The organism is Acidobacteriota bacterium (assembly GCA_016716435.1).
GTDB lineage: Bacteria > Acidobacteriota > Blastocatellia > Pyrinomonadales > Pyrinomonadaceae > OLB17.
In genome coordinates, this window is sequence record JADJWI010000008.1 from 603343 (window position 1) to 624370 (window position 21028).

The window sequence follows — 21028 nt, forward strand, 5'->3', positions numbered from 1 at the left end:
TAGTCTAACAATAACCCGCGGCGAATCAACGGGAGCTCTTCGGATTGCGGAGAAGCTCTACATGATCGAAGCTCGCCGAGGCATCTCTATCCGTATAGAGCTCGCGGCGGGAATGAAAATCCTCATAGATCCGATCGTATGTATCGAACAATCGCTGGGTCGCGGCCTCGCGAGTATTTGCCCGGGCCGTCTCAACTGCTTTTTCAGAACGCAGTTGGGCGGCAGCAGGATCGGCGGCGATCGACCTTACGGCGTCCGCGAACGCCTTGCCATCGGGCGGCATCAGCCATGCGTTCTCGTCCGTCGCGTAGGAGAGAATTCCGCCCGCTCGCGGTGCGACTGTCGGCACGCCGGACGCCATCGCCTCAAGCGGAGCAATGCCGAAAGGCTCTTTCGGATTTGGGTGCACGAAGGCATCGGCGTTCGCGTAAAGGCCGGCCAGAGTTTCTTTGTCGAGATGCCCGAGCAGCACGATCTTGCCCTTGCCGAATTTCTCGCCTTCCTTTCGGAGCCATTCCTCTTGCGGCCCGGCACCTGCGACGATGAGCCGATGGTCGCGTTCGGTGTCTGCAGTTAGCTCACGCATCATCTCGACCAGAAGCCCGATATTTTTTTCCGGCGAGAGCCGGCCGGCATAAAGCGAAACAACCGCATTCGCCGGAACCCCGGCAAGCTCGATCATTCTGGCGCGAGCTTCGTCGCTCTTTCGCTCGGGCGTGAACTGCACTGAATTAACGCCACGCGGGCAGACAAAAACGCGGTCCGCAAGTTCGACCCGTGGAGCCTTTAGCATTCGCCAAGTCCGCTGCAATAGCCCGCCTGGCTTTTCGACCGAGCGGTGAAATTCCTCTGCCGTGTACACAGAGTTCGCTATGTGAAAGTCGAAACTCGGGAGCGTGTATTTACCGATGACCTGCCGAGCGAACCACTCTCCGGCACGCCCGCCGATCAAGAACGAACCGACGTTGTCATCCATCCGCTCACATGAAAAATGGACAAGGATCGGCCGGCCGATCTTCTTGAACATATTGGTTCGGATCATCGCACCGATCATGCTGAGCGTGTACTTGTCCGTGACCTCAATAAGATCCGGCCGTTCGTTCAGCATGATCTCGCGGATCGGCGAGCCGATCCTCATATACTGCCACGGCATCATTATCCGATACCGCTTATCAAAAAGCGGTGAGAAGCGGGCGGGAACGTAATAGATCCGGGCATACTCATTCACCTCTTCGACCGCTTCTTTTTCGCCTGGAACAATAAGAACGGCTTCGCGCTCAAGAACACCGGCCGCGGCCAGCAAATTATTGTAAGAGGTACTGATACCACCCGAATTCTTGTGGTAATAGTTGGTGATGTGAAGTGTCTTGAATCGAGGTGAACTCACTGATGCTCTTTTCGTTTTAACCGCTGTGCTTGAAAGACCAAGGACGAAACAATTACGGCGATTATCAGCAGGATCATTCCGTCAACGCCCCAATACTTTGCAAGGAAGACCTCTTGACCGTTACTATGCGTCCACGAAGGCTTGTTCGTCACTGCCCAGATCAGAAGCTGCGAAAAAATGCCAAATCCGGCGACGACCAGAACCGCGGCGAGATACGCTCCGCGACGGAGCATGTACGATACTTCATTAGGAATGAACGCAAGGAAATGAAAGATTACCAGCGGCAGACGCGAAATGTCGCTGACGAGCGATTTGCTCTCAGCCTCGCCGACGATCATCACGCCCCGCCTCATAGCGAAAAGCGTGAACAGGGCGGAAATGATCGAAACGCAGATCGAACGAAGGATCGCCCCGGATGTTTGGGCTTGAGTTGCAGTAAGGTAGCCGAAGCCCGACTGCAGCACGAACTCGAACAAATGGCTGATGGTTGGTACCAACACCATTATCGTCAGAAGAGCCTTCCATGCCGGTTCGACCTTGCGAAATGCCTGGATCAGCGCACCGCTAATGCCGGCAAAGAAAAACCGAAATACAAATTGGACCAATGCTGCGAGAAGGGCGAGCCGTAAAGCCTCCTTTCCGATCAGGTAGGTTCCAAAAAAGATCGGTGCCCGCAGAATGCCGCTGAAGATCGCTCCCTTGTAATTCCAATAACGGATGAAGAGCGAGGGGTCGTTCCAGAGCACTCTGACCGCCTCGCCGATGGTATGCGAGACCGGTATCTGCGGAACTTCTTCAAGCGATATTTCTTTCATTGCTGGCAGCAGGCTTTACTCTCCGCGCGATCGGCTAAGCTGCCTCCGCAGAGATGTTGTCGAGCGAACGCTTTTTCTCGTCTTCCAAACGCATCGTCTCGTGGTATGCATCGTAAACTGACTCAAATATCGCGTCCCATGACCTGTGTTCAGCGGACGCTCGGGCCTGCAGCCGCATCTGCTCGAGCTTCTGCGGGTCATCCATCAGTTCGATGACGTGGTCACGAAATTCGTCGAGGTTCGCCGCGATGAAGCCGCTTTCGCCATGCGTTACGAGGAATTTCGGCCCCCCCTTGTCCGTAACGATCGGGACGACCCCCGAAGCCGCTGCCTCTTGAGCTACGTTGCCGAAAGCATCCGTTTCAGAGGCAAAAATGAAGACGTCCATGTTCGCGTAAGCCTCCGCTAATTGCTCACCCGAGAGAAATCCCGTGAATTCCCCATTCTTCAAATTACGCTGAAGGTATTCGCGCTCGTTGCCTTCGCCTACGATCAAAAACTTGAAATTACTCTTACCCTTCTCGTTCAACTCTTTCTCAAGATCGACGAACATCCGGACGTTCTTTTCGGCCCGAAGCCTGCCGACAAACCCTAGCCTGAAGACTCCATCATGGACGGTGCGTTTCGCCGGGGAAAAGAAGCTCGAATCGACCCCGCGGCCCATGTAGAGAGCTTTGCGGTGCGTTCCACGTCCGAGAAGATCGATCAGCTCCTTATTCGGAGCAAGCACCACCTTCGGCATCTTGTAGTAAAGAACCGTGCCGTCAAGTATCTTTCTCTCCGCAAAACCCGAAAGTGAATTGGTGAGCCCTTGTGGTAGGAAACGCATCATCCGCCGCAGCCGTTGGGCTGCAAATTCATGAACGTTCGTATGCCACGAACCGAGCAACGGCAATTGAAGCTTCCACGCTAGGTAAGCCCCGACGATGCTGACATCGTTAAGCCCGGTAATGTGCATTACGTCCGGCTGAAATTCCATCAGCGCCTTTAGAACCTTGTTCGTATGGCGTTGAAAAAGCGGGTCGTAGGCCAGTTCTTCGTCGAGCGAAAAGGAGACCGGCGAGCGCTTAAGGCTCATGAAACGGACGCTGCCTTCATCCCACGTTTTCGTCTTTTTTCCCGCATGGATGACCAACATCGGGAAGCCGTTCTTTTTCGCGTAGTCGGTCAAACGGCGACAGGTCATCGCCGCACCATTGACCTCAAGGTACGAATCCGGAAAAAAGGCTACTCTTGGTACTCTATCCACAAAAAGCTAAAAACTGTCCCCTATAAAATGGACAGGCGGCCGTTTATCGCCCGCCTGCGTGATAATTTCGTCAATGATGTTCGCGTACCGCCGCCCAAGGGTCAAGCAGTTCCTTCGCTTGATAGTTCGGCCGTAACTTCGCGTGTCTGCGGTACCTGGAACCGAGCAGTTTCAACGCTCTTCGGCACTCGGTCTTTCTTCTTTCTAGCCACGCGAAATATCGGCATCAACCTCGGGCTGCCAAGCACGCCGAGCGTCCATATCGCCCAGCGAAGCCAAGTCGGGCCGCCGCGCTTCCAATGTACAGACAACTGACGAAGTCCTTCGCCATCGCCAATGTCAAAATGGACGCGATCAAACCAACGCTTTCGGCCATCCGGAAACTCTTCGTAATGCTTGAGGATCTCTGAGAACGATCGAAGTTGCCGCGAATGGAGCGGATACTCGTATTCTGGCATCAGCACGACCTCGCTTCGCTTCTGTACCCTGATCTCGTCGGCAAATTCTTCAAAGGTGTCGGCGTTCGTCAGATTCACAACCGTGTTCGGCTGGCAGCCGTGTCGGTCGCCGCCGGTAGCAAGCGGAATCCCTAGCGATTCAGCAAGTTCAATTACTGCTTTGTTCTCTGACCAATTTCGGAACCCGTTGATCTCAAGTGCATGGACCCAGCGGCCGTGGATGCGGATGAAGTCCTTCAACAATTGCTCATGCCGCTCCTGGCCGACGAGTTCGATGTCCCAAAGCGGATGGTTGAGAATAACAAGCACACCCGGAAGTTCGTTGAGCATCGCAAAGAGCTCGGCAAGCCGCTCGTCAGACTGCACTTCCTTGTTGAACGTAAAATCGAGCAGGTCCTTTGTAATATCGATCGCCCGATCTTTCGGGAGGTTATGGACTCCGACGTGGAAAAACCCATACGAGAAGGGAACCGTCCACTCGAGCGATATCGGGGCAGTTTCGCCTTCAGCTTTTTCGTTGATCCTCAGATTCGCATCGATCGAGTCGTGATCTGTGATCGACACCATCGATTCGAGCCCGCAAGCGTGGATCTGATCTTTCTCGATCCGGTAAACGTCATGGGCGGTCAGCGGCGGGCTCCAATAGGCGGTCGAAAAATCGATCCCCTTTCCCTGGTTCTTCTCGTAATTGTCGCGTTCTTTCCGCCAGAAATGAGCGATGATCGGCAGCTTTTCGGCGTAATGCGGGATAAAGTCGAGCATCTCTTTCGAGTGCTCTGTATGACAATGCAACGAGACGCCTTTCTTGGCGGTCTTGCTCAAGTCCTTTTGCTCACGCAGGATGTGCAATCTCGTTGTTTTTAGTTTCATACAATTTTCCTCGATCCCGGGCTGACCAAACTCTATAAACTACCAAATAAGTGCTAATAAGTAAATTCACATTCAGCCCGCAGTAAGCCAAGCTTAAGAGATGCTTCCGATAGGGGCGCAGATGCAAATTAGTTCGGGGCCGAAGGCTGGTCTTGGCCAGCTTGTTTCAGGCTCCGGACAACGATTGGCGACCCGAATGAATCGTTTTCAAAGAACCATGTAATAAGCACGCGAATATTTAGAAATTGCTGTCACAATTGGCCGGTCGTCGGTGTTTTGTTATCTGAGTAAGGAATTAGGCCTACACTGGTCAAAACAGGAAAGCTTTTATGAATTGGATATATTCGATATTTATCGCGTGTTTGCTGTTCGGTGCGGAAGAACCGGCAGCCAATCGTACTGAACAACCGGCACCGACGGAAGTAACAATCCCGGCGGTTCGTCAGGATGTAACCGAAAGATTTGAGCAAAATTACCCGCTTCAGCCCAATGGCCGCGTGAGCCTTTCAAATATCAATGGCGATATCGTGATCGAGCCCTGGGACCGCAGCGAGGTCCGCGTCGTCGCGACGAAGACCGCCGATTCTGCCGAAACGCTTGCAGAGATCGAAATATCGGTCGATGCCGAACCTGCCGCCGTCCGCATAAAGACGGAAATGAAGGGCTGGGGATACGGCAATCGAAACGAACGCAACCGATATCGCAGATCACGGGTAGATTATCGGATAAGCGTTCCCCGAACCGCACGGCTTGATTCGATCGAGAACGTAAACGGTTCGGTCAGTGTCTCCGGCCTTGCGGGTTCGACCAAGATCGCCGCTGTCAACGGCAACGTGAATGCCAGCGGACTCTCCGGAGTTTCGGACCTCTCAACGGTGAACGGCCAGGTGATCGCTGATTTCACGACCGTCGCTCGCGGTTCACGCATCTCTCTCAGCACGGTCAACGGCTCGGTCGCAGTGACCTTGCCTTCCGACGTTGATGCAACGATAAGGGCAGATTCGCTCAATGGGCCGATCTCAAACGAATTCGGCCTGCCGGTCCGAAAGGGCCAGTACATCGGGCGTGACCTTCATGGAAGACTAGGTTCGGGCGATGCGCAGATAAGGCTCAACAGCGTCAATGGTGAACTGGCGATTAAGCGAAAGAGCGATGGCCGAAAGCAATCCCCGGCAACGAACTTGCTTCGCGGAACAGAGGGCGACGAGGACACCGATGTCTCTGTGAATGTCGAAGCGGCTCGAGTTAACGCCGAGGTTGCGAGGGCCATGAGCCGGTCGAATGCCGAAATTCAGCGTTCTATGAAGGAGGCAGAGGCCGCTATAGCAAAAGCTCAGCCGGAGTTCGACCGGCTACGTGCGCGGGTCGAGATCGATACTGAGCGGCTAAGGGCTCTCGCCACCGAGCAGACGGCTCGGGAAGCACTTATCTTTGCACGCGAGTTTGGTGCCGGTTTCCCGGTCGGGGCTCCGCGTATTGCTGAAAGCTCGAAGTCGATCCCGGTCGATGCAGAGCCGCAGATCATTCTCAATACGAAAGGCTGTTCGGTCGTCGTCCGTGCTTGGGATAAACAGGAAGTTCGTTACACCGTTAGCGAGGTTGCCGGCCGGCGGGTCGGAGACCCCGTAACCGTCACCGACTCAGAAACAGGAAACCAGGTAAAGCTTGAGGTCGTCAATGATGCCCCGGCGGGCCGGTTCTTTGGTTCCTCATTTACGGCACGCGTAGAGGTTTGGGTTCCCAAGCGTTCGAGCCTTAGCATTACAGCCGATGGTGACGTCCGAATCTCAGGCATCACAGGCAAAGTCGAAATAAACTCCGACGGAGCCTCGTCCGACGTCCGTGACGTCTCCGGCGACCTAAAGCTTGCGATAGGCGACGGCAGGGCGCGTGTGATCGGTTTTGACGGCGGGCTCGTGGCGAGCTCGGACAACGGCGAATTGTATCTGGAAGGGACCTTTTCTTCGATCAACGCCGAAACCTCGGGCGGCCGGACCGTCCTCTCATTACCCGCCTCAGCAAACGCAACCGTTTTTTCTAACATCGCCCCCGAGGTCGACTCGCTCCGCCTTGAAAATATCGGCGAGGACCGTTTCCGTATCGGCAACGGAGCCGCTGAGTATCGATTCCGTTCCGAGGGCGGTGCCTTGGTAATTCGCTCCGCTGAGTTGCTTTCGGTCAAGTAAATTGTGCGGCCCCGGTCATTCACACGGGGCCGCCTTTTTTTGAAACCTTCTGACCGGAAATGCGTTTTAGTCAGGAGTCGTTTGCGGCTGCTTTGTCCGCATTACGGATTACTATTCGTCTTACTTACAAATAAATAGGAGAAAAGGATGAACGCCATCATCATAATATTTGCGATCCTTCTCATCTCGATCTCCGCTTACGCCCAACCGACGACCGACGTCGCGTCAGCCGAAAAGTCATCATCCTCTAATACTAGCGAGGTGACGAAGGTTCCGGTGGGCAAGAGCGGAAAGGTCGATGTGCCCGCTGAAAAACTCAGGCCGATCAATATTCCCATCACCGATAGTGAGGTCACTATAGATGGCAGGCTCGATGAGCCCGCATGGCAGACGGCCGCAGTCTTTAAGGACTTCTATCAAACGAGCCCGGGCGACAACACGGCTCCCTCGCGGCCGACCGAAGCTTACGTTTTTTACGATGAGAAGCACTTGTACATCGGTTTCAAGTGCTGGGACGAGCGCGACAAGATCCGGGCGACGATCGCAAAGCGAGACAACGTCTTCGGCGAAGATAACGTCCGCGTTTGGCTTGACACGTTTAACGATCAAAGGCGTGCCTACGTGCTTGGCTTTAACCCGCTCGGAATTCAGCAGGACGGCATTTACACCGAAGGCCAGGGGGCCGATTTCAGCGTGGATATCGTCATGGAATCAAAGGGTGTGATCGAAGATTGGGGCTGGGCAGTTGAGGTGAAAATACCTTTCAAGTCGCTCCGTTACCAAGCCGGCGAGGGGAAGCTTTGGGGCTTTAATGTCGCCAGAAACATCGACCGCTTTAATGACGAATTCACCCAATGGCTTCCGGACGACCGCGACATCTCCGGCTTTCTGATCAAGCATGGCAAGATAACCGGCCTCAATAGCATCAAATATGAACGGACGCTTGAGGTAGTCCCGAGCGTTACCGTCTCACAGACCGGCCGAAGGACGCGGACGATCCCGCGGTACCAATTGACGCCCGGTGCCATCGACCCCGGCCGCTTTGTAAACGAAGCGATCAAACCGGAGTTTGGCGTAACGCTGAAGTACAGCATTTCGCCAAACATAACGCTCGACGCGGCGATCAACCCTGACTTTGCCGAGATCGAAGCAGATGCTCCGGTCGTTACTGCTAACCAAAGATTTCCGATCTTTTTTCAGGAGAAGAGGCCGTTCTTTCTTGAGGGCCAGGAGATATTCAGCTCGCCGCTTCGTGTTTTTTATTCGCGGACGATCATCGATCCGGACGCGGCCGTAAAGCTGACCGGAAAGATCGGCAAGACCTCGTTCGGCTTTCTTGCCGCTTCCGATAAGGCTCCCGGAAATTACGATGAGGACGACCGTAACGATCCCTCGGTCCGTCCGCGAATCGATGAGTTTCTGGACAAGAACGCACTCTTCGGTGTGCTTCGCCTAAAACGCGATTTTGGAAAGGAAAACAACATCGGCCTTTTCGCCACATACCGGAGCTTTCCTGAGCAGAAAAATGTCACGGCGGGCTTTGACGGGCGGATCAAAGTTAATTCGCAAACTACGGCCAGCTTTCAAGTTGTTGGCACCCACTCCAAGCGATGCTTCTTTGAGACGGCGTTCGATGCAACCTCCGACCCAACACAGGCACAAAGAAACCGCGAGATCTGCGGTGGCGGGACGTTCGGCGGCGTGACGCAACTCGGCAGCCCGTACAACCAATATCGGTCCGGTAACGGTATCGGATATTACGCAAACCTTGACCATTCGACCGACCGCCGCGGTTGGTTCCTGGAGGTCGGCGGCCAGAGCAAGGACTACCGGACCGACGCCGGTTTCACTCGAAGAACGAACACGAATTTCGCCTTTGCCTTCAATCGGTTCAGTACGAAGTCAGACGCTAATGCGTCGATCATCCGTGCCTCATGGGCCCAGTTCAGCGGCATCGATTACGACTGGAGTGGCAGATTGCAGCGGTTCCGGGCCGGAACGAACGTGAACCTATCGCTTCAGAAGAACACTTATTTGAATTTCGAATCTGCGATCGTTTACGACAAGATCTACGAAGAAGAGTTCGGGCTCAAGCGTCTCCCGACCCGGCCGCAGGGAACTTTTCTCGGCGATCCGACCCGTGCCACCTGGCAGCAGATCGTATCCGGAAATATCAACCAAACACCGCACAAAAGGTTCAACTACGGAATGTTCGTGGGCTTTATCAACAATGCGTTCGACTTTGACCTCGGATCCGGCGGACAGATAGATCCCGGGCCCGGCCAACAGTTTGATGCCGAGGTCTGGGGCGAGGTCAAGCCAACGGACCCTCTCCGCATCTCGCTTTCGTACCGCAAGAGCCGGCTTGTCCGCAATGATAATCGGCGGCGGGCGTTCGACGCAGACATCGTGAGCCTCCGTTCGACGTATCAGTTCACGCGATTCCTGTTTGCACGGATGCGGCTGGACTATAACTCGACGCGGAGCCACTATGCCGGCCAGGCCCTTTTCGGCTGGAACCCGAATCCCGGCACCGCCTTTTACATCGGTTACAACGATGACTTCAATTACAGCGGCATAAGCCCATTTACGGGACAGTTTGAGCCCGGCTTTAAGCGAAACGGCCGAACCTTCTTTATCCGCATGAGTGGCTGCCGCCTTTTTTATTTTTTTCCACAGGGCGAAAACTTCTTGTAATTATTTAACTCATGATGTATAAACATATGAAGATAGGACGTTTCCCGCTCTTAATTCACCATAGCAGCTCTTGGAGGAGACAATGAGAAGTACCCGAAGTTTCTTGGCATTCACCGCCGCTTTTGCCCTTACCGTCTTGGCCATCCCGATGTTCCTCGCCGCTCCGGCTTATGGACAGGACAGCCGCGTCGCTCTACAGCGCGGATACAGGACCGGATATTCTGACGGCTACATGGCCGGTTACCGCGATTCGATCGATAACAACTCGCGGAACATCGCCCGCCACAAAGAATACACGCAGGCGGACCGGGCTTACAGTAAAGATTATGGCCAGCTTGACGATTATCGCGATGGATATCGGCAGGGCTTCGAAGGCGGTTACGCGACCGGTTTTGAGAAACGGCCGTTCGAATCGGCTATTCCGCAGGGCCTCGCGAAACGCGGCCTGAACACTGTGCCGCCGGCCGAAGAACTGGTCTCGGCAACGCCGGTAGAATCCCCGGTTTCCGAGCCGACCGTTGTTCAGCCTCCTGTTGAAACGACGCCCGAACCAGAGGTCGCAGACACCGCACCGAGCTATACTCCGGCCGTTGACCAAACACAGCAGCCCGAGCAGCCGATTCGCAAGGCATCATTCACCGCGGCGACGAATGACATCATTTTGATCCCGAGAGATACGGAACTCATCGTTGAGATACAGGAAGACCTCAACACCGAGCAGAATCGCGTCGGCGACAAATTTACCGCTCGCGTTGTGTCTCCGGTCGAGATCGAAGGGGCCATTATTGAGGGCCGGATCGAAAAGATCACAAAGCCGGGTCGGATCAAGCGGCGCTCGCAGATGCAGCTCACATTCGACCGGATCGTCCTGACCGAGGAACGATGGAGCAACTATTCCGCTACGTTGGCCGAGGTGATACCGATCAAGGGCGACAACGTTCTGACCGTCAGCGACGAGGGAACTGCAGTAGGCAAGCGGGCTCTCAAAGAAGACGGCATAAAGGTCGGAGCAGCTACGGGCGCAGGGCTTGGAATCGGTGCGATCACCGCCGGGCCGGTCGGTGCCGCGGTCGGTGCAGGGATCGGTGCGGCATTCGGCGTCGGAGCTGTTGTGGTCGAACGCGGAAAGCATATCCGCCTTATCAAGAACCAGCAACTGAAGATCCGGACCGCATACGACACGCGGATCAGATAACTATGCATTCAGGGGTAACAGCCGGTGAAAACAAAAGACGGGCCTGAACAGACGCTCTCCTCCAGTGGCATGTTCGGGCCCGTCTTCTTTTTACTCGTTTGGTTCATGGAGTCCCGAAGCGGAATCCGTAACTGTCACGCCATCGAATGGCTTAATTAGTGGCCTTATGAAGCACGTGCGAATTATCTCCCGGCGAAAACCACTGCTTTACTAAGGTATTCACCTTCGCTAAACTAGAGAGTTGGTAACATTTACAAAAGCGGGATTGAAAAATAGTAATGAGTACAGGAACAGAAACAACAGCCGCTGCAGCCGGATTACGGGGCGTAGTTGCGGCCCAGAGTTCCATCGGCGATGTCGATGGTGTAAACGGAATTCTAATTTATCAGGGATATGACATCCACGATCTGGCTGAGCATTCTACGTTTGAAGAGGTGATCTTTCTCCTTTGGAATGGCCGCCTTCCGAAGCAGGACGAATTGGCTGATCTGACGGCTCAGTTCCGCGCGAACTACGCGGTACCGCCCGAGGTCATTGGAGCGATGAAAACATTCCCTAAGGATGCTGATCCTATGGACGTGCTCCGCACAGCGGTCTCGTCGCTTGATTTTTACGACAAGGCGGGCCATGCCACCGATCGTGAAAATGCGACCAAGGCGGCCATCAAGCTAACGGCACAGATGGGAACCATCGCCGCCGCCTGGGACCGAATTCGTAACGGCAAGGAAGTCGTGGCTCCGGATGAGAACCTCAGCATCGCAGAGAATTTTCTCTATATGCTTCGCGGCGAACGGGCAGAAGCTGACGAGGCTCGGATGTTCGATATCGCGCTTATCCTCCACGCTGACCACGAGCTCAACGCCTCGACCTTTACGACCCGTGTCGTCTCGGGCACTTTGGCGGGAATGTATGGAGCCGTTACAGCGGGCATCGCCGCTCTTGCCGGCCCGCTGCACGGCGGAGCAAACACGAATGTGATGAAGATGCTGATCGAGATCGGCGACCTCGATAGGGTTGACGCGTTCGTCGAGAAAGCTCTTGAAGAGAAGCGGAAGATCATGGGCATTGGCCACGCCGTTTACAAGACGGAAGACCCGCGTGCGACCTGGCTACGGAAGTTTTCGAAGACGATGGCTGACAAGGCTGGCGAGACGAAATGGTTCGAGATGTCGCAGCGGATCGAAAGCCTTATGCTCGAGAAAAAGGGAATGTATCCGAACGTCGATTTCTATTCGGCTTCGACCTATTTCCTGATGGGCATCCCGCTTGATCTCTTTACTCCGATCTTTGCGGTCAGCCGCATTTCTGGGTGGACGGGCCACATTCTTGAGCAGTATGCGAACAACAAGCTGATCAGGCCGCGTGCCGAGTACATCGGCGAACGCGGACTCAAGTATGTGCCGATAGCTGAAAGATAGAAAAAACTCAGTTGAAGTGAAAAAGCCCCGGCGACGTTCGGGGCTTTTTGCTTAGATATGTTGTGCTGGAACTGATCGCTGCTTGCGGCAGGTATGAACCTGCCACAACAGGACAGGCCTATCTGATCGACTCGCCAGAACGAACTATTCGTCGTCGTCGATCATTCCTTGCTCGACCAGTTGCTGGCACTCGATGCAATAGCGGGCCCAGGGGATCGCCGCCAGCCGCTTAGGGTTGATCGCTTTCTCGCAGTTGAGGCAGACGCCGTACTCGTCATCGTCGATCCGGCGAAGGGCCTCATCGATCAGCGTCAATTGCTTGCTCTCGTTTTCAGAGACAGCGAGCTGAACATTCTTGGAATAATTGCGAACGGCAAGATCGACCGGATCGGGAGTTTCCGAGGCGTCAATTGACAGATCATTACCTTTGAGTTTTTCGATCAGCAGTAAACGCTCGTCTTCGAGTTTCTGCTTGATCTGTTTGAGGTTCAATTTGCTCATTTTTGGTAGGGGTAGCCCCTTATAATCGTAAATGCTCGATATAACTGCTCCAACAAAAACACACGAACCATTTCGTGCGTAAAAGTTAGAAACGATAAGGATAGCCTAATGTCTGCCCTTTCGGCAACCTCAGAAGAGAGGCCTTCGGCCCCGCCGATGACAAAAACCACATCCCGCTTGGACGAATTCATCCATTTTTCGATCTCAGCGGCAAGCTCGTGCGACGTCAAATGCTTTCCGCCGGCCTCCATGGCGACAACGAAACTTGCAGGATTTATTGCCTGCAAGATGGCTTCGCCTTCGTCCTGTGAGCGTGTCCCGCCGGGCCGCCCTTCGCGAACCTCGGTTATGTCGGTCCGTACAAATCGCGAGAGCCGCGAAAGGTACTCGTTTTGCAGGTTAAGGAGATTCGGTTCTTTGGTCTTTCCGACCCATAGAAATCTGAATTTCATCTGATGGAACCGATACGTTGGGGATTGCGGCGATGGTTGCGCTAGATACCTTCCGGGATCTCGACCTTTCGTGCGTCAAGCCACAGCCGTTCGAGGTCGTAAAACTCCCGAGCGTTCTTTTCGAAGACGTGAACGATAAAATCGCCAAAGTCCATTAGTACCCAATCGGCAGTATTGTAGCCCTCGATCCGGTTCGAACGGAGGCCCAGCTTTTCTTTAAGCTGTTCGCGAACGTCGTCGGCAACGGCCTGGACCTGCCGCTGATTGGCACCGCTGGCGATAACGAAAAACTCCGTGAAGCTCGTGATCTCGCGAAGGTCGAGTGCGACGATATCCGTTGCTTTTTTGTCTGCAGCACATTGGATTGCAAGCCGAACACCCTCATCAACGTCCTCGAACGGCGTCTTTGTCGCTGCGATCTCGATCCGGGCAGTCTCGCGTTGGAGCGATTTTTCCTGAGTTTCTTCCATTATCTATAAAGTTCGTATTTTTCGATGTATTTTGCAACTTCGGCCGGAATTTCGTCCTGTCGATCGAGTTCGCCGTCGCTGAGGTCCTCGCGAAGATCGGTAGCGGAAATGTCTTGATTTACGGCATCCGTTATGAATATCCGAGGTTCATCCGCTGCGAAGTCGGCCGGGAGAGCATTCCCGCTCGTGCGGAGATCGACAATTCTTGATTGAACTTTCGGCGTAACATGATCGGACGACAGCTCAAACCCGGGCCGGCTGACGACAATATGATTCACCGCAAGCAAAACACTTTCCCAATCCTTCCACGTCCGAATGTCCGTCCACGAATCGGCACCCATTACGAAGAAAAGCTCCGAGTCCGCGTGCAACGCCTTCAGCTCGGCAAGTGTATCTATCGTATAACGCCGCTCGCGTTTATCGAGTTCGAGCGTTGAGACCATGAGCATCGGCTCGTTTGCGGTCGCGATCGAGAGCATCGCATACCGGTGATAGCCCGACGTCGGCCGTCGTTCCGGCTTATGCGGGGCGTGGAAAGCCGGCAGAAAATGAAGCCGATCCAGGCCGAATGCCGGAACGAGCGCCTTTGCCACCGCGATGTGGCCGCAATGGACCGGGTCAAATGTTCCGCCAAAATATGCGACGCGCTTCATGAATGTTCGGCGAGAGAAATTGTGAGATCTTCCTGCTTCAGCTCATCGAGCCTGACGGCAACCATTGCGACCAACTCCTTGATGTTACGGTTGGTTACGGAAGAAATATCGATGAACTGAAGTCCATCATCCGCGGCCTGCTTTCGGAGCGATTCGAGCCTTTCCGGGTCGTCGAGTGCATCGATCTTGGTGGCGACAATAATTTGCGGACGAGCGGCGATCTCGGGGCTGTAGTTCGCGAGCTCATTGTTGATAATTCGGTAGTCCTCGACCGGATCGCGTCCGGAGAGCGACGAAACATCGACGAGATGCAGGATGAGCTTGGTCCGCTCAACGTGCCGCAGGAAGCGATCGCCCAGGCCCGCACCTTCCGACGCTCCCTCGATCAAGCCCGGTATATCGGCTACGACGAACGTCCGAAAATCGCCGAGATCGACGACGCCGAGATTCGGCTCAAGCGTTGTGAAAGGATAATCTGCGATCTTCGGCTTGGCGGCGGAGATGACGCTGATCAGCGTGGATTTGCCGGCATTGGGGAAGCCGACCAGCCCGACGTCGGCGATGAGCTTGAGCTCAAGCTGGAGTTCGCGTTCCTCGCCGGGGCGGCCGGTGTAGTGGTATTTGGGGGCTTGCCGGGTCGGGGTCGCGAAGTGCGAATTGCCCCATCCGCCCTTGCCGCCCTTTGCGGCCAGATACTTTTGGCCCGGTTCTGTGAAGTCAAAACGTAGCTCGCCGGTTTCCGCGTCAAACACCTGTGTGCCGACAGGAACACGGACAACGACCGACTCGCCATCGCGGCCGTGCCTTCGCGAACCCTCGCCGTGCCGGCCGCGTTCGGCCTTGTGTTCGGGGTTGTACCGGAGATGCAGTAGAGTATTCAGCCCCTCGTCGGATTCTAGCCAGACATCGCCGCCAACGCCGCCATCGCCGCCCGAAGGCCCGCCTCGCGGCACGAATTTTTCACGGCGAAAAGCGGTCACGCCGTTGCCGCCGTCACCCGCCTTGATCTTGATCTTTGCCCTATCTATGAACACGTGACCTAATTCTAGTGGTTTGAAGTGAAACGGCAAAGTGGCGGGACAAAACAAAAACGCCACTTCAAACAAGTTGAAGCGGCGTTTTCGTCAACCTCACCTAGCACCGAAGTGCTCTGAAAGGGTTGGTAGATGACCATGTACACGATCGATCTACCGATTTTGTATCCCGAAGACGTTCGACGGGGAACTTCTCTCCGGTCAGCATCCGAACTGCCGAAGCTGTTCGCTGCACTCTAAGTGCCAGATGCCTTTAGGTTTTTGTTGTGGTGGCTTTCCTCCACCGCCGGTTACGAACCCGGCAACGAGGCCCGGGAACAAGTCCCAGGGCGGCTTTGCACCCGACAGGCGGTTCCTTTCCCGCGGGCGTCGTCCGTTTTTATCCGAACGACTCGCAGAAACTTTCGTTCCTGCCTGCAAGCCTTTCGGCTTCGGTTCGAGGCGTCAGAGCAATGGATGTTCCGCCGATCCGTGCTCTCGTTCAGGAAGCGTCACCGCTTTCGTATCACTTCCTCGTACCGGTCAAAAGCCCATGAGCGTTTTGACTATGTATGCATCTTACACCCGAAAATTGGCAAGTCAAGTAGAAAGCACTTTAGGTTTTGGCCGTTTTGATGAGTTGCGGAGAAGGCGTCTTGTGGAAAAATCGCGGGGCCGATTGTGGAAAATTCTGTGGAAAAGTTTGCAATATAATTAAAACGCCACTTTCATCGTGCGGGTGATCTGAAGCTCGGCCCTCGAGCCTGTGGAAAAGAAATTTTCATGCATCGAAAAAAAAATAAAATGGCCCGCATTTTCTCAAAAGCGGGCCATCAAAAAAACTTAAAATCTGTGAGATTTAGGCAGCAACCTTCGGAGCGAGCTCAGCCGCGCCTTCCATATAGACGCTGATGAACTTGCCCTTGCGGCCCTTGTCCTCAAACTTTACAAAGCCTTCGATGAGCGAAAAAAGCGTGTCGTCCTTTCCGCGGCCGACGTTTTTGCCGGGCTTCCATTTGGTGCCACGCTGGCGGGCAATGATGTTACCGCCGAGCACGTGTTCGCCGCCAAACTTCTTAAGGCCAAGCCGCTGCGCGTTCGAATCGCGGCCGTTACGTGATGAACCTACACCTTTCTTATGTGCCATAACTAATTCCTCGTGTTGCCGTCCGGCTGAGCATTAAAGCTTTTCGATCTTGATCTCGGTATAACCCTGCCTGTGGCCTTGCTTACGCTTGTACTGCTTGCGACGCTTTTTCTTAAAAACGATGATCTTCTCGCCGCGGCCGTGGCTGACGACGGTCGCTTCGATGCTGCCTTCGCCGATCTTAACGTCCGAACCCGCTCCCGAGACCAAAGCGGGAATCGACACCGTGCTTCCGGCCTCAGCGTCTATCGTCGGCACGCGAAGAACTTGGCCTGCCTCGACCGAAAACTGCTTGCCGCCTGTTTTAACTATTGCAAAGCTCATCTTTATTTCACCGCTAATTGCTGAAGTGAATTCCGGCAGTCGCCGAAAAACTCAAATAATATCGAAACTGAGGCAATAAGTCAATCCAAACCGGCCCTGATCGAGGGCTAAAGATTTTCTCGCTCCGGTAGCGTGAATCTGTGATATATTCGCCCCAAAAAACAAAGGAGGAACTTAAAAATGGAACAGGCAATGGGTGAAATCGTTCAACAGCCCCAGACTGCCGAAGCGAAGGTCGCGGCAATGGAACGCGGAGCCAGTTGGTTTTTCTGGATCTCGGCCCTTTCGGTCATCAACTCGCTTTCGGTAACTTTCGGCGGGCTGTCCGATATGCTCTTCGGCCTCGGCGGAACGCGGGTCGTGGACGAAACCTTCCGGCAGAGCACACTCGCCGGAGTCAACTCGGCCGGACTCTCGTTCAACTTGGCGATCGCCGGCCTTTTCGCTCTTCTCGGCTTCTACGCAAGGAAGGGAAGCGACATTGCATTTGTTCTAGGGATATTCCTCTACGCGATCGATGCGATGATCCTTATCGGTTTCCGCGATGTCTTCGCCTTCGGCTTCCATCTCGTCGCGTTGTTCTATATGTTCAACGGGTTGCTTGCGAGCCGACGCAGGCTGGATCCTTCGGTCTAGCTTGTTTCAGATGACGGACGGGTCGATAACGACGCCGATGAACGGCAGATTGCGATATCGGCCCGCCGCGTCCAGTCCATAACCGACGACGAACTCGTTCGGTATCGTAAAGCCGATATAGTCGATCTTGAGCTCTTTCTTGACCCGCGGTTCCGGTTTATCGAGAAACGTGGCGAGCCGGATCGAGTTCGCTCCTCGCGAGCCCAGGATCTCAAGCAGCCGTGTTAGCGTCAGGCCGGTATCGACAATATCTTCGACCACCAGAACGTCTTTCCCACGGATCGGATTGCTCAGGTCTTTTGTGATCTCGACATCGCCCGACGACACCGTCCCGTCCTTATAGCTCGAAACGGACATAAAATCGATCGAGAGCGGCAGGTCGATGGCCCGCATCAGGTCTGCCATAAAGACGCACGAGCCCTTTAGCACGCCGACAAGTATTAATTCCTTTCCGGCATAATCGGCCGAGATCTGCTCGCCGAGCTCGGTTATTTTCGCCGCGATCTCGTCGGCCGAGAACATCACGCGAAGGTTCGGGTTCGAAAACTCTGTGGCTGCGGGCTTCGCACTTTCATTCGACATAATCTTGAGTGGTTGAACGGATAGGATTTTAGCAATACTATTCAAAGGTCGGGCCGGATTCAAGTTGTCGGCCCATGCACCAGTATGAACCGAAGTTCCGTCAGCCGCGAAGAGATAAAGCAAATGGTCCGCCGAGTGCTTGATGCATCCGGAACCGCCGGTGTGCAGACGGAGGTGTCTTACACTGCGGAGCCTGAGCATGTTCTGGTCAATTCGCTTAAGCCGCGGCAGGAGCGCTCTTTCGAAAGAGATGAATCCTCAAAATCTCTTTTGACCGAGGACGATATTCGCGGGCTTGTTGAAGGCGACCGTCTGCGGGTTTCGCCCGGGACGAAGTTTACGCCGTTGGCCGCCGACCTTATCCGCGAACGAGGGATCGAACTCGTAACCAAAGAGCCGAGAACAGCGAAGATTCTGGTTCGTTCCGTCGCGCTCGGAGCGGACCACGGCGGCTTTGAGTATAAGGAAAAAATAAAGGAGCATCTCTCCGGTCTTGGGCTCGCGATCCGCGATTTTGGTACGAACTCGAAAGAGGCCGTTGATTATCCCGACCACGCCGGAGCAGTTGCTGAGGCTGTAAGTCGCGGCCGGGCCGAGGTCGGCATCATCGTCGATGGAGCCGGGATCGGGAGTGCGATGACGGCGAATAAATTTCCCGGCGTGCGTGCGGCGGCGTGTTATTCGCCCGCTCTCGCAGCCAATTCACGCGAGCACAACGGGGCGAACGTGCTTACGCTCGGCAGCGGGCAGAACACGCTTGAGCAGGTGCTTTCGATCGTCGATACTTTTCTCTCGACGGAGCTAAGCGAGGAGCGGCACAAGCGGCGGGTGGCGAAGATCGCAGATATCGACCGGCAGTACCGGCGGTAAGTTCGAACAAAAATGTCTCAGGAAGCAAATTACGAAAGGCTGATCGAGCAGATCACTGACCTCGTCATCGCCAAGCTTGATGTCGGCCACGAAGCGGGCAGTTTTTGCCGTGCCGATGTTGCGCGCATCGTTGATGCCGGAGCCTCGCGGATCGGCATCGTGCTCGGCGAAACCGCGACCGCCCACGACTGGGCGAGCCTGATCGACCACACCCTGCTCAAGCCCGAGGCGAGCGATGCGGATATTCGCCGGCTCTGCGAGGAAGCGGCAAAGTATGGCTTTGCGTCCGTGTGTGTCAATCCGGCCTGGGTTAAGACGTCTGCCGAGATCCTCAGGGGTACGGCCATTCCGGTTTGCACCGTGATCGGCTTTCCGCTCGGGGCGACGCTGCCGGATGTGAAGGCTTTCGAGGCTCGCCGTGTGATCTTCAATGGTGCTCGCGAGGTCGATATGGTCATCAACATCGGCGCGCTCAAATCGGGCGACGACTGCGCGGTCGAGGACGACATCCGGGCCGTCGCATCGGCCGCTCATGAGAATGGCGTGCTCTGCAAGGTGATCATCGAGACGGCCCTGCTCACGGACGAAGAGAAGGTCCGAGCCTGCCTTGCGGCAAAAAATGCGGGTGCGGATTTCGTAAAGACCTCGACCGGATTTGCTAAAGGCGGAGCGACGGTTGACGACGTTGCCCTGATGAGGCGAACGGTCGGTTCCGGACTCGGCGTAAAAGCCTCCGGCGGCGTTAAAGGGATAGAGGACGCTAAGGCGATGGTCGCCGCCGGTGCAACGCGGATCGGTGCGAGCGTCGGCGTAAAGATCGCCCAGGAAGCCGACGGCGTGAAAAGCTCGACCCTGACAACCTCAGCGTATTAGCACGGCACTGTTCGTCGCCGCCGCAGTTTTCTCTGTACCCTCCGCGGAAAAACTCAGCGTCCTCCGCGTTAGAACTTGTCTAAACGTGAAGGACGCTGAGCTTACGCAGAGATCGCTGAAAGCAAGATCCGCAACCGATGGGCTAGCGATTACTCGCTGCCTTTTAGGCTGAAGTTGTAGTTGATCGAGCCCTTTGCCTTTATCGGCGTTCCATCAAACTCGAACGGGCGAAACCTCGATTTCCTCGCGGCGTCTTCGGCCGAGTCTCTCAGCATCTGGTGGCCGGAAACGGCCTTTGCCGATATCACCTCGCCATTCTCATCGATCTCGACCTCTACGACAACACGGCCTTCGATGTTCGAACGCCTCGCGATCTGCGAATAAATAGGCATGGACATCCTGATCGAGTTCGCGTTTGAAAGCACGCCGACATTGATAAACTCAGGCCGTTGCACTGGCTCTTCGACCGGTGGTTGCGCTTGCTCGGGCTGCGGCTTTGCTTCGGCTACAGGTTCGGCCTTCTTCGGTTCTTCGGCGGCTTCTACAGGCTGTGCGGCCTGCTTTGGCTCTTCAGGCTTATTCGAGGCGAGGGCGGCGACGGACCGTGCCAGTCCGGCACGTGCGGCAGAGTTTTCCGGGTCAAGCTCGAGAGCCTTTGAAAAATCGAGAATTGCCTTCGGAAGGTCGCCGAGCCTTTCGAACGCACTCGCCCGGTTGAAGTAGGCAGATGAGTCGCTCGGGCTCAATTCGATAACGCGATTGAAATCAGAGACCGAGCGGTCAAAGTTTTTGAGATTGAAATGCGTCCGGCCGCGGCCGATGAAGATCGTCGGGTCGTCCGTTTTCATTTCGGCAGCCTTGTCGAAGTCGGCGAGGGCAACAACGTATTCGCCCTTTGCCGAGTTCTCGATCGCTCGTCGCTGATAAAAGGTGTAGTCGGGCGGCGTCGGAGTCGGCACCGGTTTCGGCTTGAGCTGCTCTTCGCTTTTTGCCCGAATTGCTTCGATCAATTCGGGGCTCGCACCGGTCGCCTTAAGCTCGGTGGCGATCTGTTCGGTGTAAACGAACGTGATGCCCCTCTCGGCGACCGCAGCGGCGAGAATGCGGTTCCGGTCCTCGAGCGGGACCTTCTGCGACCGCAGTCCGATCATGAGATCTGCGAGGCTAAGCTGCGGCGTTTGGGCAAGCCCTTCGGTCGCTGAAACAGCGATCATGACAAGAATGGCCGCAGC

At 55.1% G+C, this 21028-nt stretch carries 20 protein-coding genes; 7 read left to right on the forward strand and 13 right to left on the reverse strand.

Annotated features, from left to right (window positions below):
* Positions 1–25: 25 nt before the first annotated feature.
* From IPM21_14700 to IPM21_14715, 4 genes are all read right to left on the reverse strand, one after another.
* A complete protein-coding gene (locus IPM21_14700) occupies positions 26–1387 on the reverse strand; it encodes a glycosyltransferase (GenBank protein ID MBK9165130.1) in 1362 nt (453 codons plus the stop codon).
* Complete coding sequence (locus IPM21_14705) at positions 1384–2202, reverse strand: hypothetical protein (protein MBK9165131.1); 819 nt, start codon at positions 2200–2202, stop codon at positions 1384–1386. Before IPM21_14705 ends, IPM21_14700 begins: the two co-directional genes overlap by 4 nt.
* Before the next feature lie 34 nt (positions 2203–2236).
* Complete coding sequence (locus IPM21_14710; protein MBK9165132.1) at positions 2237–3451, reverse strand: glycosyltransferase; 1215 nt, start codon at positions 3449–3451, stop codon at positions 2237–2239.
* A 101-nt stretch (positions 3452–3552) separates the two neighbouring features.
* Entirely contained in the window at positions 3553–4779 is a 1227-nt protein-coding gene (locus IPM21_14715) for a hypothetical protein (GenBank protein MBK9165133.1), read from the reverse strand.
* Between the two features lie 329 nt (positions 4780–5108).
* Between IPM21_14715 and IPM21_14720 the strand changes: the two genes are divergently transcribed.
* The 4 genes from IPM21_14720 to IPM21_14735 all read left to right on the forward strand — a co-directional run bounded on the left by IPM21_14720 (position 5109) and on the right by IPM21_14735 (position 12275).
* Entirely contained in the window at positions 5109–6965 is a 1857-nt protein-coding gene (locus IPM21_14720) for a DUF4097 family beta strand repeat protein (GenBank protein ID MBK9165134.1), read from the forward strand.
* 147 nt (positions 6966–7112) lie between these two features.
* Positions 7113–9662: a carbohydrate binding family 9 domain-containing protein gene (locus IPM21_14725; GenBank protein MBK9165135.1), complete on the forward strand. Its 2550-nt coding sequence runs from the start codon at positions 7113–7115 to the stop codon at positions 9660–9662.
* Between the two features lie 82 nt (positions 9663–9744).
* Complete coding sequence (locus IPM21_14730) at positions 9745–10857, forward strand: hypothetical protein (protein ID MBK9165136.1); 1113 nt, start codon at positions 9745–9747, stop codon at positions 10855–10857.
* Between the two features lie 278 nt (positions 10858–11135).
* Positions 11136–12275 (forward strand): citrate synthase, encoded by a 1140-nt coding sequence (locus tag IPM21_14735; GenBank protein MBK9165137.1) that lies wholly within the window; start codon positions 11136–11138, stop codon positions 12273–12275.
* 144 nt (positions 12276–12419) lie between these two features.
* Here IPM21_14735 and IPM21_14740 read toward each other — a convergent pair whose 3' ends face one another.
* The 7 genes from IPM21_14740 to rplU form a co-directional block, all read right to left on the reverse strand.
* Positions 12420–12776, reverse strand: a complete 357-nt coding sequence (locus tag IPM21_14740; protein MBK9165138.1) for a TraR/DksA family transcriptional regulator — start codon at positions 12774–12776, stop codon at positions 12420–12422.
* Positions 12773–13228 (reverse strand): 23S rRNA (pseudouridine(1915)-N(3))-methyltransferase RlmH, encoded by a 456-nt coding sequence (locus tag IPM21_14745; GenBank protein MBK9165139.1) that lies wholly within the window; start codon positions 13226–13228, stop codon positions 12773–12775. The genes IPM21_14740 and IPM21_14745 overlap by 4 nt, the downstream gene beginning before the upstream one ends.
* Before the next feature lie 41 nt (positions 13229–13269).
* On the reverse strand, positions 13270–13698 hold the full coding sequence (gene rsfS, locus IPM21_14750; GenBank protein MBK9165140.1) for a ribosome silencing factor: 429 nt from the start codon (positions 13696–13698) through the stop codon (positions 13270–13272).
* Positions 13698–14351, reverse strand: a complete 654-nt coding sequence (gene nadD, locus IPM21_14755) for a nicotinate (nicotinamide) nucleotide adenylyltransferase (protein MBK9165141.1) — start codon at positions 14349–14351, stop codon at positions 13698–13700. The genes rsfS and nadD overlap by 1 nt, the downstream gene beginning before the upstream one ends.
* Positions 14348–15385, reverse strand: a complete 1038-nt coding sequence (gene obgE / locus IPM21_14760; protein ID MBK9165142.1) for a GTPase ObgE — start codon at positions 15383–15385, stop codon at positions 14348–14350. Before obgE ends, nadD begins: the two co-directional genes overlap by 4 nt.
* 838 nt (positions 15386–16223) lie before the next feature.
* Positions 16224–16511 (reverse strand): 50S ribosomal protein L27, encoded by a 288-nt coding sequence (gene rpmA / locus IPM21_14765; protein MBK9165143.1) that lies wholly within the window; start codon positions 16509–16511, stop codon positions 16224–16226.
* Between the two features lie 33 nt (positions 16512–16544).
* Positions 16545–16835 carry a 50S ribosomal protein L21 gene (gene rplU, locus IPM21_14770; protein MBK9165144.1) on the reverse strand — a complete coding sequence of 97 codons (291 nt, stop codon included), beginning with the start codon at positions 16833–16835 and terminating at the stop codon, positions 16545–16547.
* Positions 16836–17015: 180 nt separating this feature from the next.
* Between rplU and IPM21_14775 the strand changes: the two genes are divergently transcribed.
* Positions 17016–17471: a hypothetical protein gene (locus IPM21_14775; GenBank protein ID MBK9165145.1), complete on the forward strand. Its 456-nt coding sequence runs from the start codon at positions 17016–17018 to the stop codon at positions 17469–17471.
* A gap of 6 nt (positions 17472–17477) precedes the next feature.
* On the opposite strand, the gene hpt is transcribed toward IPM21_14775, so the two are convergent.
* Entirely contained in the window at positions 17478–18053 is a 576-nt protein-coding gene (hpt, locus tag IPM21_14780) for a hypoxanthine phosphoribosyltransferase (GenBank protein ID MBK9165146.1), read from the reverse strand.
* A gap of 123 nt (positions 18054–18176) precedes the next feature.
* On the opposite strand from hpt, the gene rpiB reads away from it, so the two are divergent.
* Complete coding sequence (gene rpiB / locus IPM21_14785) at positions 18177–18923, forward strand: ribose 5-phosphate isomerase B (protein MBK9165147.1); 747 nt, start codon at positions 18177–18179, stop codon at positions 18921–18923.
* A gap of 12 nt (positions 18924–18935) precedes the next feature.
* Complete coding sequence (gene deoC, locus IPM21_14790) at positions 18936–19796, forward strand: deoxyribose-phosphate aldolase (GenBank protein ID MBK9165148.1); 861 nt, start codon at positions 18936–18938, stop codon at positions 19794–19796.
* A gap of 149 nt (positions 19797–19945) precedes the next feature.
* Here the strand turns inward: deoC and IPM21_14795 are convergent, their stop codons facing one another.
* Positions 19946–21010: a TonB family protein gene (locus IPM21_14795; GenBank protein ID MBK9165149.1), complete on the reverse strand. Its 1065-nt coding sequence runs from the start codon at positions 21008–21010 to the stop codon at positions 19946–19948.
* Positions 21011–21028 lie beyond the last annotated feature (18 nt).